11 protein-coding genes are annotated in these 16,144 nt (G+C 68.2%); 8 read left to right on the top strand and 3 right to left on the bottom strand.

Going from position 1 to position 16,144, the window contains the following annotated elements:
- Window positions 1-63 precede the first annotated feature (63 nt).
- From AC3WLF_RS26235 to aspT, 7 genes are read left to right on the top strand one after another with little or no spacing between them, the layout of a single operon-like run.
- Window positions 64-1,041 (top strand): AAA family ATPase, encoded by a 978-nt coding sequence (locus AC3WLF_RS26235; protein ID WP_492357256.1) that lies wholly within the window; start codon window positions 64-66, stop codon window positions 1,039-1,041.
- 18 nt (window positions 1,042-1,059) lie between these two features.
- Complete coding sequence (locus AC3WLF_RS26240; protein WP_492359030.1) at window positions 1,060-2,082, top strand: DUF58 domain-containing protein; 1,023 nt, start codon at window positions 1,060-1,062, stop codon at window positions 2,080-2,082.
- Complete coding sequence (locus tag AC3WLF_RS26245; protein WP_492357258.1) at window positions 2,079-2,618, top strand: DUF4381 domain-containing protein; 540 nt, start codon at window positions 2,079-2,081, stop codon at window positions 2,616-2,618. The genes AC3WLF_RS26240 and AC3WLF_RS26245 overlap by 4 nt, the downstream gene beginning before the upstream one ends.
- Complete coding sequence (locus AC3WLF_RS26250; RefSeq protein ID WP_492359031.1) at window positions 2,605-3,642, top strand: vWA domain-containing protein; 1,038 nt, start codon at window positions 2,605-2,607, stop codon at window positions 3,640-3,642. The genes AC3WLF_RS26245 and AC3WLF_RS26250 overlap by 14 nt, the downstream gene beginning before the upstream one ends.
- The gene (locus AC3WLF_RS26255) at window positions 3,642-5,288 is read left to right on the top strand and encodes a VWA domain-containing protein (RefSeq protein WP_492359032.1); all 1,647 of its coding nucleotides are present in this window, start codon (window positions 3,642-3,644) and stop codon (window positions 5,286-5,288) included. The genes AC3WLF_RS26250 and AC3WLF_RS26255 overlap by 1 nt, the downstream gene beginning before the upstream one ends.
- On the top strand, window positions 5,285-6,670 hold the full coding sequence (locus tag AC3WLF_RS26260) for a BatD family protein (protein ID WP_492359033.1): 1,386 nt from the start codon (window positions 5,285-5,287) through the stop codon (window positions 6,668-6,670). The genes AC3WLF_RS26255 and AC3WLF_RS26260 overlap by 4 nt, the downstream gene beginning before the upstream one ends.
- A 31-nt stretch (window positions 6,671-6,701) precedes the next feature.
- Window positions 6,702-8,399 (top strand): aspartate-alanine antiporter, encoded by a 1,698-nt coding sequence (gene aspT / locus AC3WLF_RS26265; RefSeq protein ID WP_492359034.1) that lies wholly within the window; start codon window positions 6,702-6,704, stop codon window positions 8,397-8,399.
- 32 nt (window positions 8,400-8,431) lie between these two features.
- Here the strand turns inward: aspT and AC3WLF_RS26270 are convergent, their stop codons facing one another.
- The 3 genes from AC3WLF_RS26270 to AC3WLF_RS26280 form a co-directional block, all read right to left on the bottom strand.
- Complete coding sequence (locus AC3WLF_RS26270) at window positions 8,432-8,890, bottom strand: Lrp/AsnC family transcriptional regulator (protein WP_010811575.1); 459 nt, start codon at window positions 8,888-8,890, stop codon at window positions 8,432-8,434.
- Between the two features lie 66 nt (window positions 8,891-8,956).
- Window positions 8,957-9,532, bottom strand: coding sequence for a cysteine dioxygenase family protein (locus tag AC3WLF_RS26275; RefSeq protein WP_492320219.1), 576 nt, complete (start codon window positions 9,530-9,532; stop codon window positions 8,957-8,959).
- 182 nt (window positions 9,533-9,714) lie between these two features.
- A complete protein-coding gene (locus tag AC3WLF_RS26280) occupies window positions 9,715-13,131 on the bottom strand; it encodes an adenylate/guanylate cyclase domain-containing protein (protein ID WP_492359048.1) in 3,417 nt (1,138 codons plus the stop codon).
- A 279-nt stretch (window positions 13,132-13,410) separates the two neighbouring features.
- On the opposite strand from AC3WLF_RS26280, the gene AC3WLF_RS26285 reads away from it, so the two are divergent.
- Complete coding sequence (locus tag AC3WLF_RS26285; protein WP_492359035.1) at window positions 13,411-16,140, top strand: UPF0182 family membrane protein; 2,730 nt, start codon at window positions 13,411-13,413, stop codon at window positions 16,138-16,140.
- The last annotated feature ends 4 nt before the right edge of the window (window positions 16,141-16,144 follow it).

Raw genomic sequence — 16,144 nt, forward strand, 5'->3', positions numbered from 1 at the left:
AAGAAGATCCGTCGGCGGCCTTGCATGGCCGCCGACGGTCATCCACAGCCCAGGGACTTACTGATGAGCATTCGCGACGACGTACTGGCCCTGCAACAGCGCATGGGCGAATCCATCGTCGGCCAGCAACGCATGATCGAGCGGCTGCTGCTCGGCCTGCTCGCCGACGGCCATCTGCTGGTCGAGGGCCTGCCCGGGCTGGCCAAGACCCGCGCCATCAAGATGCTGGCAAAAAACCTGGATGCGCGGCTGTCACGCATTCAGTTCACCCCCGACCTGCTGCCGGCCGATATTACCGGTTCGGAGGTCTATTTCAGCGAGGCCGGCAAGGGCGAGTTCCGCTTCCAGCCCGGGCCGGTCTTTGCCAACCTGATCCTGGCCGACGAGGTCAATCGCTCGCCGGCCAAGGTGCAGGCGGCCTTGCTCGAGGCCATGGAAGAGCGGCAGGTTACCGTCGGCGGCGCCACGCACAAGCTCGATCGGCTGTTCCTGGTCATGGCCACGCAGAACCCCATCGAGCAGGAAGGCACCTATCCGCTGCCTGAGGCGCAGATGGACCGCTTCCTGATGCACGTCAACGTTGGCTATCCGGAGGCGGATGCTGAAGGCGAGATCGTCAGGCTGGCGCGCGGCGAGGAAGTTGCCGACGGTGCTGCAGGTACGGCGACGCAGGCGCACAAGCTTGCGCAGGACATCATCTTCGCGGCCCGTGCCGAGATTCATGCGATTCACGTGAGCGATGCCGTGGCGCGCTATGTGGTGGCACTGGTGCACGCCACGCGCGAGCCCAAGCAGGTCGACGACGATCTCGACAATTGGATCCAGATCGGAGTCAGCCCGCGCGGGTCGATCGGGCTCGACAAGGTGGCGCGGGCGCATGCGTGGCTGCGCGGGCGGGACTTCGTCACGCCGGAAGACGTGCAGGCCATCGTGCACGAAGTTTTTCGCCACCGGCTGATCCTGTCGTACGAAGCGCATGCCGCCGGCATCACGGCTGACGCTGTCATCGACCGCCTGGTGCAGCAGGTCGCCGTAGCCTGATCCGCCGGAGGCGACCGCATGCGCGCCAACCTTCGATCCCGGACCCGCTCGCCCGTGCCGGACGCCCATGACGCGGCCAGCCGCGCCACGCCGGGCGTCAGCGTGGATGCAGCGGCACTGGCCGCGCTGGAAGTGGCCGCGCGCGACTTCCACTTCCTGCCGCGCCAGCCGGTGCACAGCGTGCTGGCCGGCCGCCACGCCTCCAAGGTGCGCGGACGCGGGCTGACCTTCGAGGAACTGCGCCTGTACCTGCCCGGCGACGATATCCGCAGCATGGACTGGCGCGTGACCGCGCGCACCGGCCAGCCGCACGTGCGCGTCTACACCGAGGAAAAGGACCGCCCAGTGCTGCTGGTGGTGGACCAGCGCATCAATATGTTCTTCGGCAGCCGGCGCGCGATGAAGTCGGTCAGCGCCGCCGAGGCCGCGGCGCTGGCCGCCTGGCGCGTGCTGGCCGAAGGCGACCGCGTCGGCGGCGTGGTGTTCGGCGATGCGAAGGCCGAGGAGTTTCCCCCGCGCCGCAGCCGCGAAGCCGTGCAGCAGCTGCTGGGCGGCATCGCGCGCTTCAACCAGGCCCTGCGCGCCGACGCACCATCGCGGCGCGCCGCGGGGCAGCTGAACGCGGCGCTGGAGCGCGCCGCGCGCATGGCGCGCCACGACTGCCTGGTCATCGTCATCAGCGATTTCGACGGCCATGACGACCGCACCCGCGACCTGATGCTGGAAATGGCCGCGCGCAACGACGTGCTGACCATCCTGGTCCACGATCCCTTCCTGAGCGAGTTGCCGGAGTCCGGCCAGCTGGTGGTCAGCGACGGCGAACTGCAGGTGGAGCTGGGCTTCGGCCATGCGGCCACGCGACGCAGCATTGCGGAGTTTGTCGATACGCACGCCAAGGCGCTGCTGGACTGGCACCACGCCATCGGCGTGCCGCTGCTGCCGCTGTCGGCGGCAGAGGAAACGGCGCTGCAGCTGCGCCGGCTGCTGGGCCGCCCGCTGCAGCAGACGCCGGTGCGGCAACGCGCAGGAGCGGCGCGATGAGCCTCACGCACAGCACCGCAGCGGGCGTCGAAGACAGCACGGGCGTCGCTACGCTGGCCACCCTTGCCGACGTAGCCGTGCCGCCGCCCCCATCGTGGGTGCCGCAAACCATCGGCTGGCCGATCGCCGGCGGCTTGCTGCTGCTGGTCCTGGCCTGGGCCGGCTGGCGCGCGTGGCGGCGCTACCGCGCCAACCGCTACCGGCGCGAGGCGCTGGCCGAACTGGCAGGACTGCCGCTGGGCGCTGACCCCGCGCACCGCGTCGCAGCGCTGCGGCAGATGGCGGCGCTGCTCAAGCGCACGGCGCTGGCCGCGTGGCCGCGCGCCCAGGTTGCCAGCCTGGCCGGCGCCGGCTGGGCCGAATTCCTGCAGGCACACGCCGGGCGCGCCCAGGATGCCGCGCCGCTGCTGGCTGCGCTGGTGCAGGACGCCGAATACCGCGACGACGCGGTGCTGGCGCAATGGCCCGAGACGCAGGTGCAGGCGGTGGCCGGCGCGTGCCGGCGCTGGATTGCGGAGCACCATGTACCAGTTTGAATACCCCTGGCTCTTCGTGCTGCTGCCGCTGCCGTTGCTGCTGTGGTGGTGGCTGCCGCCGTACCGCGAGGAAAGCCCGTCGGTGCGCCTGCCGTTCTTTGGCGAGGTGGCCAGCGCCGCCGGCCTGACCCCGGCCACCGGGGCCGTGGTGCCGCGCCGCAACCGGCTGCAATGGGTGCTGGCGCCGCTGGCGTGGGCGCTGGTGGTGACGGCGCTGGCGCGGCCGCAGTTCCTGGAGGCGCCGATCCAGAAGGTGCAGCCGGCGCGCGACCTGCTGATCGCGCTGGACCTGTCGCAGTCGATGGACACGCGCGACTTCCGCGACCCGTCCGGCGCGCTGATCCCGCGCGTGCAGGCGGTGCGGCAGGTGGTGAGCGGTTTTGTCGCCAGGCGCCCGGGCGACCGCATCGGCCTGATCGTGTTTGGCGACGCGCCGTACCCGCTGGCACCGTTCACGCTGGATCACCAGCTGGTGCAGACGCTGATCACCGGCCTGCTGCCGGGCATGGCCGGGCCGAGCACGGCGCTGGGCGATGCCATCGGGCTCGGCATCAAGATGTTCGAGCACAGCGAAGCGCCCGAGAAAGTGCTGGTCGTGCTGACCGACGGCAACGACACCGCCAGCCGGATGCCGCCCGAGCGCGCGGGGGGGATCGCCAGGGAGCGCAAGGTGGTGGTGCATACCATCGGCATCGGCGATCCCAATGCTTCGGGCGAGGAGAAGGTCGATCTCGGCGTACTGCAGCGGCTGGCCGCGCAGACCGGCGGGCGCTACTTCTTCGGCGCCGACCAGGCCGGGCTGGAGACCATCTACGCGACGCTGGACCGGATCACGCCGCACAACCAGAAGACCTTGTCATGGCGGCCGCGGCGCGAGCTGTTCATGTGGCCGCTGGGGGCAGCGCTGGCGCTGGTGCTGGCGTACCAGTTGCTGATGTTCGGCTACTCGGCGTGGTTGTCGCGCCCGCGCCATTCGGCTGAAAGCGCCGACGAGATGGTGAATGCCGGCGGGGAGGGGCGCTGATGCAAGCCCTGCTCGACACGCTTGCGCACTTCCATTTCCTGCGCCCGTGGTGGCTGCTGGTACTGGTGCCGGCAGCCCTGCTGGTGTGGGCGGTGCAGCGCCGCGGCGACGTGCGGCGGCGCTGGCGCCAGACCATCGCGCCGCACCTGCTCGACGCGCTGATGATCAGCGAACGCCGCCGCGTGGCGCTGCGCCCGGTCCACCTGACCGCGCTGCTGCTGGCACTCGGCGCCATCGCGCTGGCAGGGCCGAGCTGTCGGCAGGAGCGCCCGCCGTTCCTGGACGACAAGGCGCCGCTGGCGATCGCCGTGGACCTGTCGCGCACCATGGACGCAGTGGACGTCACGCCCACGCGGCTGGAGCGCGCCAAGCTCAAGATCAAGGCGCTGCTGGCGCGCCGCGACGGCGGCCGCACGGCGATCTATGCCTATGCCGGCTCCACCCACCTGGTGCTGCCGCTGACGGACGACACCAACCTGCTGCAGACCTTTGTCGATGCGCTGCAGACCCGCATCATGCCGGTGCCGGGGCGCGACATGGCACAGGCGCTGCGCACCATCGACGCCGACCTGGCGCATGAGCCGGTGCCCGGCACCATCCTGTTCCTGACCGACGGCGTGGACCCCGCCGCCGCCAGGGCCTTCCGCACGCAGGCGGACAGCGGCCGCAGCCAGCCGGTGGTGCTGGCCATCGGCACGGAACCGGGCGGGCCGCTGCGCAATGCAGAGGGCGGCTATGTCGAACAGGACGGCGCGCGCGTGTTCGCGCGGCTGGACGTGGCGGCGTTCAAGCGCTTCGGCGACGACAGCGGCGCACCGCTCGCCACCTTCACGCCCGGCAGCGACGACGACGTGGCGTGGGTGCAGCGCCATGTGCAGTCGCACCTCGAACAGATGCAGGCTGGCGACCGCACGCGCTGGAAGGATGAAGGCTGGTGGCTGGTGCTGCCGGTCACGCTGCTGGCCATGCTGTGGTTCCGCAAGGGCTGGACCGTGCGCTGGAGCGCCGGCCTGCTGCTGGCGCTGGCGCTCGCCGCACCGCAGCCGGGCTTGCGCGCACAGCAGGCCGATGCCGCGCGGCCGTGGCGCTTTGCCGACCTGTGGCTGACGCATGACCAGCAAGGCCGCCGCGCCTTCGAGCAGGGCGACTTCGCGCGCGCCGCGACGCTGTTCGACGATGCGATGTGGCGCGGCGTCGCCCAGTATCGCGCCGGCCAGTACGCGCAGGCGGTGCAGAGCTTCGCGCTGGTCGATTCACCGCAGGCCGACTACAACCAGGGTAATGCGCTGGCGCGGCAGGGTCAGTACCAGCAAGCCGCCGCGCGCTACCGCCAGGCCCTCAGGCGCCAGCCGCAATGGCCGGCGGCCACGGCCAACCTGGCACTGATGGAAAAGCTGCTGGCGCAGCAGAAGCCGAAAGACAAGCCAGAGCCCGACGACCAGGAAGAGCCCCCCGACGTGCCGCCGGATGAAATCAAGTACGACGCCGCGAAGCCGCCGGAGCAGGGCGGCCAGTCCATGCATATCGGCCTGACGCAGGACGCCGAGATGTGGATGCGCGCGATCCAGAGCACGCCGACCGACCTGCTGCGGCGCAAGTTCGCGCTGCAGCGCGGGCAGGCCGCACCGCAGCAGGGGCAGCCATGAGCGGCCGCGCCGTGTGTCAGCGCGCGTGGCTGCGGCAGCTTGCGCCGCTGGTCTTGCTGATGGCGGCATTGCTGCTGCCCTTGCTGGCGCGTGCCGCCGAGCCCATCGTGCGCGTGGAAGTGGGCGCGAAGCAGCCGGTGCTGGTCGGCCAGCAGGTCAGCATCGATGTCACCATCCTGGCGCCCAACTTCTTCATGTCGGCGCCGGCCTTCCCGGTGCTCCAGGTGCCGGGCGCCGTCGTCACCATGCCTGACCAGCGCGCGCTGAACTCGATCGAAACCATCGATGGCGTTGCCTACGCCGGCATCCGCAAGACCTATGCCTTTACCGCCGAGCAGGAGGGCGACTTCGAGCTGCCATCCGCGACCGTGCGCTTCACTTATGCAGGCGACGACGGCGCGCCGCGCGAGGGCAGCGTGACCTTCCCGCCCACGCGGATCAGCGCGGGAGCCGGCGGCGCGGTGAAGGCCGGCGCCGGAACCGGAGGGCCCTTGCTGCCGGTGGCCCGGCTCACCGTGACGCAGGCGCTGGACCACGCCTCCGACGAAGGCACCGTGCGGCTGCGCGCGGGCGATGCCCTGGTGCGCACCGTCACCACCTTTGCGCCGCAGACCCAGGCCATGATGATCCATCCACCGCACGCCGCGGCGCCGCGCGGGGTGCGGGTCTTCAGCGCCGATGCGCGGCTGTCCGATCACGCCCAGGACGCGCCCGGGCCGGGCGGCATGCGCGTGGATGCCATCACCTACGTGTTCGAGCGGACCGGTACCTACACGCTGCCGGCGGTGACAGTGGATTGGGTCGATCCGACCACACGCAAGCCGGCAAAGTCCGAAGCGCCCGCGATCAAGGTGGTAGTGGCTGCCGCGCGCGCGGGCAGCGCGCTGGCCCCGGGCGGTCCGTCTGCCGGCGCGCTTCCGGGCGAGGGCGGCTTGCCCTGGCGGACGTTGCTGTGGGGGGCAGTGGGGCTGCTGGCTGTGCTGGCAGCCGGGCTGTCGTGGTGGCGTATGCGGCCGGCGCTGGCCCGGCTGCGCCAGCGGCTGGCCGAGCGCAAGCGCGCCCGCGCCGAAGGTGCCGACGCGCAGCTGGAAGCAACGCTGCAAGCCTGCCAGGCAGGCAATGCCGCTGCCGCCAGCCAGGCGCTGGGGGCATGGACGCGCGCCGCCCATGGCACCACCCCCGCAGTGTGGGCAGAGTCGCTCGGCGATGCCGCCCTTGCCGATGCCGTGACCGGCCTGCAACGCCACCTCTACGGCGCGTTGCCGGCCCAGGCCGCCTGGAATGGCACCCCGTTGGCCCAGGCCCTGCGCCGCCATGCCGCCAGGGCGCCGGTGCGCCGGCACCGGCAAGCCATACGCGCACTGCCTCCGCTCAATCCCTGACCATCAAGTTCCCATAAACGACGCCCCCTCTATGAAATGCTCCGTTGATCTGTTTGCAGGCAACCCGTTGATGGTGCTCTTCATCACCGTGGGCCTGGGTTACTTCATCGGCAAGGCACGCGTGGGCCCGATCCAGCTAGGGGGAGTCTGCGGCACGCTGATCGTCGCGCTGTTCATGGGGCAGACCGGTTGCCAGATGCACGGCGAGCTCAAGGACATGGCCTTCGCGTTGTTTATCTTCGCCATGGGCTACTCCGGCGGGCCGCAGTTCTTTGCCAACCTGAACCGGTCGAGCCTGCGCTATATGGTCCTGCCGGTGGTGGAAGCCATCGTCGTGCTCGCCATTGCCATCGGTGCGGCCGCCTACCTGGGCTTCGATCCCGGCACCGCCGCCGGCCTGGCCGCCGGTGCGGCGACGGAATCGGCCGTGGTCGGCACCGCCGCCGAAGCGCTGAAGCACCTGGGGCTGGACGCCGCCACCGTGAGCCGCTACGAGGCCAATATCGCCACGGCGTATACGCTGACCTACCTGGTCGGCCTGATCAGCATTGTGTTCTTCACCAGCCAGATCGCGCCGGCCTTGCTGGGCATCGATCTGCGCAAGGCCGCCAGGGAAGTCGCCGCGAAGATGGATGCCGCGTCCGAGGACGACGTCGCGACGCAACCCGCGCTGCCGCGCCTGATCGGGCGCGCCTATTCCGTGCACCAGGCCGCCGGCATGACGGTGAGCGAGCTGCAGCAACAGGTGGGTGGCCGGGCGTCCATCGTCACGGTGCTGCGTGATGGCACCAGCATCGAGCTTGGCGATGACGACAAGGTCCAGGCCAGCGATATCCTGGCCATGGTCGGGATCCGCAGCAACCTGCTGAAGGCGGCAGCCCTGATCGGGCCCGAAGTCCTGCTGCCCGAGGCCCACACGGATGCCATCCAGCTGGTCGAAAAGCAGGTCATCGTGAACAAGCCCAGGGTCAACGGCAAGACCATCGGCGAACTGGCCCGCCTGGCCGGCGCACGCCGCCTGCGTGAAGTCTGGATCCTGCAGGTGCGGCGCTCGGGGATGTCGCTGCCGATTACGCGTTCCACGCCGCTGCAGCATGGGGATGTGGTCACCATCGTCGGCCTGGAGCCGTCGCTGTCCGAAGCCATTGCCGGAATCGGCGTGGAAGCGAAGGCAACCGAGGTCACCGACCTGGTCTTCCTGTGCTTGGGCATCCTGGCAGGCCTGCTGGTGGGAACCCTGAGCCTGAGCCTTGGCGGGATGCATATTTCGCTTGGCAGCGGGGGCGGGGCGCTGCTCAGCGGCCTGGTGTTCGGATGGATCAATTCAAGAAGGCCGTCGCGCGGCACCTTCCCGAGGTCGGCCGTGCAGATCCTGAAGGACCTGGGCCTGGCGGTCTTTGTCGCATGCGTCGGCTTGTCCGCCGGGCCGGATGCGATCTCCCTGATCCGGGCGCACGGCGCGGTGCTGCCGCTGATCGGGCTGGCCGTGTCGCTGGGGCCGGCGTGCCTGTCCTTGTGGATCGGGCACAAGATCCTGAAGATCGAAGGCCCGCTGCTGGTTGGCGCGATTGCCGGGCAGCACGTGAGCACCCCGGCGATCAGCGCCATCCTGGCCGCCAGCCACAGCTCGGTGCCGTTGCTGGGCTACACCATTACCTATGCCATTGCCAACGTGCTGCTGCCGGTGCTGGGGCCGATCATTATTTCGCTGGCGTTCAAGTTCACTTAGCTGACATGTACGCATGAAGGGCCGGTGCCGGCCTACGCATAATCGAGCGGCAGCGCCGTGGTGTACTTGATCTGCTCCATCGCAAAGCTGGAACTGACGTCTGCCAGCTCGGCGCCCTGGATCAGCTTCTTGTAGACGCGGTCGTAGGCGGCAATATCCGGCACCACCACGCGCAGCAGGTAGTCGGTATCGCCGGCCATGCGGTAGAACTCGGTCACTTCCGGGATCGATGCCACCAGCCCGTGGAACTGCGCCAGCCATTTCACGTTGTGCTGGCTGGTGCGGACCGAGACAAAGACCGTGACCCCGGCATTGAGCTTGTCGGCGTCGAGCAGTGCCACGCGTTTGCGGATCAGACCGGCGTCTTCCAGCCGCTGGATCCGGCGCCAGCATGGCGTCGAGGTCAGGCCGACGCGTTCGCCGATCTCTGCCACCGGCACGGTGGCGTCTTCCTGCAGGATGGCGAGAATCTGTTTGTCGTAGCGGTCCATGGCGCGTAGCGGTTCAGGTGAGGGTGGGCAGGCGCGCGCATGCGGCGCGGCTACGCGCGGAAAAAGCTAGGCGTCGGCGGTCGCCACCAGCAGGTTCACGCCGGTGGCAATGTGGTCGCGGTGCACGCCGTAGAGGTGCAGGGACACGGCGATCTCGTCGCTGGCATTGCCCAGCGCATGGATATGCTGCAGCCCGGCCGGCACGCTGAAGGTATCGCCGGCCATGCGCGTGACGGTGTTGGCATGGCGCGCCTGCCGGCTGGCGGGATCCCACCGGTAGTGCTGCTCGCTCAGCGTGCCGCGCAGCACGCGGTAGGCACACCAGGTGCGATGGCCGTGCACGGGGCTGGCCTGGCCCGGGCGCCAGACCAGCACCATCGCCGAGAAGCGCTCCAGCGGGTCGGCATGGACCAGGTGGCGGGCATAGGTATCCGGCTTGCCGAGCAGGGCGCCTGGCGGCAGTGTTGCAAGCAGCGTGTCGGTGTCCGGCAGGTGCATGGCGATGTGGCCGGCCACCATGCGCGCGCTGTGGGCGAAGGTGGCCTCGAGATTGAGCGCCAGCTGGTCGAGCGGCGCGGCTGGCGAGGGGAGATGCGGGAGAGTTGCCGGAGGGGCGGCAGTCAGGGGAGATCCGGTCGGCATGGCAGGCACCTTGGTCTTGTTCTGGGTACGTGTCCATGATATTTGCGGGCAGGAGCACAGGCGTGCGAACTGTCGTTCAAAATCGACAGGAATTGTAATTCTATTCCTCAGATCAGTATATCCTTAGAATCAGATGCTCGAATCAGGTTGGGGCAGGTGGTTGGACAGCTCCCTCATGATCTTCAGTCCAGCTCGGCGAGCAACGCCTTGGCCTGCTGCAGGTCCGCGGTGTCGAAGCCTTCGGTGAACCGGCCGTAGCCCTCGGCCAGCATCTCGCGGGCGTCGACCTCCTTGCCGTGTTGCCGCCACAGCCGGCTCAGGGACATCACCGCGCGCAGCTCCAGCGACAGGGCGCCCTGGCGGCGCGCGATCGCAATCGCCTGCTGGAAGCAGGCCTCGGCCTCGTCCCGGCCGGTGCCCGCCGCGCCCGCGCAGCCTGGCTGCAGCAGCGTCAGTTCCCCCTTGAGCCGATACAGCTCCGCCTCGTACAGGCGCTCGTGGGTTCGGTCCGCCACGGCCAGCGCCTCGGCCAGCATCTGCAGCCCTGCCTCGGCCTGTCCCGCTTTCCCGTGGGCTTCGGCCAGCAGCGCCAGGAAATGTGTCTGCCAAATCGCTGCCCCGGTGGCCCGGTAGGCGCTCAGGCCCTGCTGCATCGTCTCGATGCCTTCCGCCGTGCGTCCCTGCGCGACCAGCGTCCAGCCCGAGAGGATGGTTCCGGAAGTCAGCCAGAACGGGAAGCCGTGCTCGGTCGAGAGGGCGAGAAGTGCTTCAACCAGTTCATGCATCGGCTGCGTCTCGCCGCGGTACAGGCGAAGCATGGCGGCGAAGGTCAGGGCATTGGCCGAGTCAGGAGGGTGGGACAAGGTCCGGGCCAGCGCGAGCATCTCCTGGCTGCGCGCGAGGGCCTGGTCCGGATAGCCGAGCAGCCACAGGTCCAGGGCCAGGCAGGCCAGCGCCAGCACACCGGGCTCCAGGAAGAAGGCAGGCGACTGGCACTTGCCCGAGTCATAGAGCACCAGGGCCTGTTCCAGCTGCGTGCGGGCAGCGCCCAGTTCGCCGAGAGCGAGCAAGCTGACGCCCACCGCCCGATAGGCTTGTACCAGCAACGCCGGGTCCTGCGCCTCCTGGGCCAGCGTCAGGAGTTGTTTGCCCAACTCGTGTGCGGTCGACAGCTCCCCGCGGACGATGAGCGACGTGCGCAGCCCCATCAAGGCGGGGAAGAGCTGATTCGCTTCCCCGAGTTGTCGACACAGTGCCAGCGCGCGGGTGTAAGTCGCCTCGACTTCCGGGGCAGCGAGTCCATGGGTGGACATCCAGGCCGGACCGAGCGTGATCTGCAGTGCAAGTTCCTGCCGTGCGCGTTCGGGACCATCAGGCAACGTCTTGAGCAAGGCGAGGGCCTTGGTCAGGTGGGCGACCGCTTCGGCATTGGCAGAGCGCTGCGCCGCCTGCCGCCCGGCGCAATGCAAGTATTCCACTGCCTTCGGCGCGTTGCCGCTGCGGCTGAAATGATGCGCCAGATCGCTGCAGTGTTCTTCGAGCCGGGCCTCAAACAGGGCCTCGATCGCCTGGGCGGTGCGCTCATGCAGCGCACGGCGCCGCTCGCTCAGCAGCGAGCCGTAGGTCACTTCCTGGGTCAGCGCATGCTTGAAGCTGTACTCCACCTCCGGAAACGCCGGCTGCTCGTAGATAAATTCCCCGGCTTGCAGCCGCGTCAGCAGGTTCTTGATTGTGTCCTCGGGCTGCTCGATGACGCGTGCGAGCAGGCTCCAGGGAAATACCTTGCCGACCACCGCCAGGGTCTGCAGCAGCGCTTTCTCGGCCGGCTGCAGGCGGTCGATGCGGGCGGCGAGCACCCCCTGCACGGTGGTCGGGATGTGCAGCATGGTCGGGATCTGCTCGAGACGGTAATGACCGCGCTCGCCGCGCAGCACGTTCTCCTCGATCAGCGTCTGCACTACTTCCTCGATGAAGAAGGGGTTGCCTTCGGTCTGTTCCAGGATCCGGTGCTCGAGCGGTGCGAGTCCGGCGGAGTCGCCCAGCAAGGCCCGCAGCAGTTCCCGGGCGTCGGCTTCGTCCAGGGGATCCAGCCGCAGCTGGGTGTAGTAGCTCTTGCGGCCCCAGTCGTGCCGGTACTCGGGCCGGTAATTGACCAGCAGCAGGATGCGGGCGCTGGCCACGCTCTCGCCGAGAAAACCAAGGAAGGCCTCGGTCTCGCTGTCGAGCCACTGCAGATCCTCGACGATCAGCTCCAGCGGCTGGGCCAGGCTCTCGCGCACCAGCAGCCGCTTGATTGCCTCGAAAGTACGCTGCCGGCGGACCTGGGCGTCCATCTGCGCCAGCACCGAGTTCGGCTCGGCGGCACCAAGCAGGTGGAACAGATAGGGCAGGGTGTCTTCCAACGCGCGATCCAGGGTCAGGACCTTGCCGGTCAGCTTCTCGCGCCGCCGGCGCTCATCGTCTTGCGCCGTGATCTCGCAGTAGTTCCGCAGCAGCTCGATCAGCGGCAGATACGGATAGGCCTTGCCGTGTGATACCGAGAAGGTTTCCAGCACCAGGCATTGGCGCGGCGCGAGCTGCTTGAACTCGAGGCATAGCCGCGACTTGCCGACCCCCGGCTCGCCGACCACGCCGACGATCTGGCCGTGTCCGGCTTGCGCCCGCGCGCGCGCTTCGCGCAGCTGCTCGAGCTCGCGAGCGCGGCCGACAAAGCGCGCCAGCCCGCGGCTGGCCGACACCTGCAGCCGGGTGCGCAGCGGGCCGAGGCCGAGGACTTCGAACACCGCGAGCGGCTCGGGCAGCCCCCTGATCGCCGTCGCGCCGAGCGCCTTGAAGGCGAAATAGCCTTCGGTCAGGTTGTGGGTGTGTTCGCTCGCGACAATCGAGCCGGGCACCGCAATGCCCTCCATGCGCGAAGCAATGTGGATCGAATTGCCCACCGGGTCGTAGTCGGTGTGCAAATCCTCGGTGCGGATCGCGCGCACCACCACTTCGCCGGAGTTGACGCCGACGCGGATCTGCAGCGCGATCCCCTGGGCCAGACGCACCCCATCGGCGTAGCGGCGCATGGCCTCCTGCATGCGCAGCGCCGCCAGCAAGGCCCGCTGCGGATGGTCTTCGTTCGCGATCGGCGCGCCGAACAGCGCCAGGATGCCATCGCCCATCGACCTGGCCACATAACCTTCATAGTGATGCACGGCCTCCATCATCAGCGCCAGCACCGGGTCGATCAGGCGGCGCGCGTCTTCGGGATCGAGGTCATGGATTAGCGCGGTCGAGCCGGCCATGTCGGCGAACAGCGCGGTCACCGTCTTGCGCTCGCCGTCCGCCTCGCCGCGGGCTTCCAGGTCCGCCTGCGCCGCCCGGATGCGCTCGGCCAGGTAGGAAGGTGTGTAGTCGACGGGGGCGCTGGGCGCAAGTGTGGTGATCGGGGGCGTCGCGCTTGACGGAGTCAGCGGCGCGCCGCATTCGCTGCAGAACTTGGCGCTCGCGCTAGCCTCTTGCCCGCAGGCCGGGCAGGCACGCACAAGCCTGGCGCCACATTCCTCGCAGAACTTGGCGCCTGCCGGATTCTCGAACCCGCAGCTTGCGCAGCGCATAGGGCTTGTCCCCTTTCCGGGACTTGCAAGACTCAACGATTGAATTTTATCAAACGACGCGGTCTCCTTTGGCCCGACGACTGAGCTGAAATCGTCGTCACGAAAAGCAAGTCGACCTGCCGGGAAAGATACTTGATGAATTGCCCCCGCGGCGGTGAGACGCAGCATCAACCCGGCCTGATTGCCTCGCCTACAATGATTCAGGCTGCACGATTTGCCCCGGACCCATGCATGGCTGCGCGGCAGCTCGGGCGACGGTGCCGCAAAGGAGCTTGATCGATGCGCTCGCCAGCGAGGGACGCCACGCGCCTGAGACGCCTTGCGACCTGGGTTGTTGCCGCCATCGTCGCGCTGATCGCTGTCGGCCGCGTCGCCGGCCTCATCGTTGACTGGCTGTGGTTTGCCTCGGTTGGCTACGCCGGGGTGTTCCGCACGATATTCGCCACCCAGGCGCTTCTGTTCCTTGCCGTATTCGCCGTTTCGGCAGGCGCGCTCTGGCTATCGGGCTGGCTGGCGCACCGCAGCGCGAGCCAGGCGCAGGCCTGGAGGCCGGAGGTCCTGGGCCAGCCGGTTGGCGAGATTGCGGCGCGCGTCCCCTGGCGCGCCGCCATTGCCGGCGTCGCCGTCCTGGTGGGGCTGCTCATGGCAGTCGGTGAACTGTCGAGCTGGGCCATTGCGCTGCGCTATTTCCATCAGGTGCCTTTCGGCAAGACCGATCCGATCTTCGCCAAGGACATCGGTTTCTACTTCTTCACGCTGCCGGCGTATCTTGCACTGAGGAACTGGCTGCTCCTGCTGCTGTGCTGCAGCGCAGTAGTTGCCGGCGTGGTCTACGGCTTGCGCGGCGACATCGCGCTGGTCCGGTCGCCGCGCGGGCTTTCGCCGGCGGCCGCTACCCATGGATCGGCATTGCTCGGCTTGTTCTTCGCGCTGCAGGCGTGGTCCTACTGGCTCGACCGCTTCATGCTGCTCTACGGCGACAACGGGGTCGTGGTCGGCGCGAGCTATACCGATGTCCATGTCGGGCTGCCGCTCCTGTGGCTGCAATTCGGCCTGGCTGCCGCGGCTGCCGCCGCTTCGTGGGCCAATATGCGCTGGCGGGACTACCGGGTGCCTGCGGCCGCGGCGCTGCTGGTGGTCGGCAGCGCAATCGTGCTCGGCACGATCTGGCCGGCACTGTTCCAGCGTTTCTATGTCAAGCCGAACGAGCTGCAACTCGAGACACCGTATCTCCAACACAATATTGCGCTGACGCGCGAGGCCTATGGCTTGACGCAGATCGAGGTAAAGCCGTTTCCGGTCGAACAGAACCTGAATCTCGCCGCGCTCCAGGCCAATCGGCCGACCATCGACAACATCCGCCTGTGGGACCTGCAGCCGCTGCGCGATACCTATGCGCAGCTGCAGGAGATCAGGACCTATTACAAGTTCCTCGCGACGGACATCGACCGCTACCAGCTCGGCGCAGGCTACCAGCAGGTCATGCTGTCGGCGCGGGAGCTTGAGCCGGCACTGATTCCGGCCAATGCCCAGACTTGGGTGAACCTGCATCTGTTGTTCACCCATGGCAATGGCGTGGTGATGTCGCCGGTCACCGAGAAATCCGCCGAAGGCCTGCCCTCGCTCTATCTGCATGACATTCCCCCGCTCTCCGACGGCGGCCCGGTCATCCAGGAGCCGCGCCTCTATTTCGGTGAAGGCGGCAAAGGCTATGTCATCGTCAAAGGCAGCGTGCCCGAGTTCGACTACCCCAAGGGCAAGGACAACGTCTATACGGCCTACCGCGGGCGCGACGGCATCGGAATCGGCGGCATCGCGCGCCGGACCCTGTTCGCCTGGCATCTCGGCGATCCCAATATCCTGCTGAGCGGCTACATCACGCAGGAAAGCCGCATCCTGCTCCATCGCAATATCCGGGACCGCGTGCGCACGATTGCGCCGTTCCTCAGCCTCGACCATGACCCCTATGTGGTCGTGAGCGACGGTCGCCTCTACTGGATCCAGGACGCCTACACCACCAGCCGCTGGTTCCCTTATTCGCAGCCCGGCACCGGTGGCGGCGCCAACTACATCCGCAACGCCGTCAAGGTCGTGATCGATGCGTACAACGGCACGGTCGACTTCTACACCAGCGACCCGGCCGATCCGATCGTGCAGGTGTACCAGCGCATCTTCCCGGGCATGTTCAGGCCGCTGGGCGCCATGTCGCAGGACCTGCAGCGGCATATCCGCTACCCTGAGGACCTGTTCCTGATCCAGGCGCGGATCTACCGCGCCTACCACATGGAAGCGGCAGAAGTCTTCTATAACCGCGAGGATCTGTGGGAGTTTCCTCGCCAGCTGACCGGCATGAGCACAGGGAACACGCCCGCCGCGCGGATGATGCCCTACTACATGATCCTGCGGCTGCCGGACGAACCGCGCGCCGAGTTCGTCCTGATGCTGCCGATGGTGCCGAGCCAGCGCGAGAACATGATCGCCTGGCTGGCTGCGCGCTCCGATCCCCCCAACTACGGCAAGCTCGTCGCCTACACCTTCCCCAAGGAAAAGCTGGTCTACGGGCCGTTCCAGATCGAGGCGCGCATCCAGCAGAATACCGAGATCTCGCAGCAGATTTCGCTGTGGAACCAGATGGGCTCGCGCGTCATCCGCGGCCATCTGCAGGTCGTGCCGATCGAGAACTCCATCCTCTATGTCTCGCCGCTCTACCTGCGTGCGGAGTCCGGCCAGTTGCCCGAACTCAAGCGGGTGATCGCCGCCTATGGCGATCGCGTGGTCATGGAGGACACCCTGGGCGCAGCGCTTGCGGCCCTGTTCAAGGAATCCGCGCCGGCGGCGATTCCGGCGCAGGGCGCAGCGAACGCCCGCGCGCGCGAAGCACTCGCGCACTATGACCGCGCCGTCGAGCGTTTGAAGGCGGGGGACTGGAGCGGCTTTGGCGCGGAACTCGATGCCTTGCGGCCGCTGCTCGAGGCGCTCGGGGCAGGGGGTGCCGATGAGCGGAAGTGAGCGG

The organism is Cupriavidus sp. FW306-01-F10A (assembly GCF_058782785.1).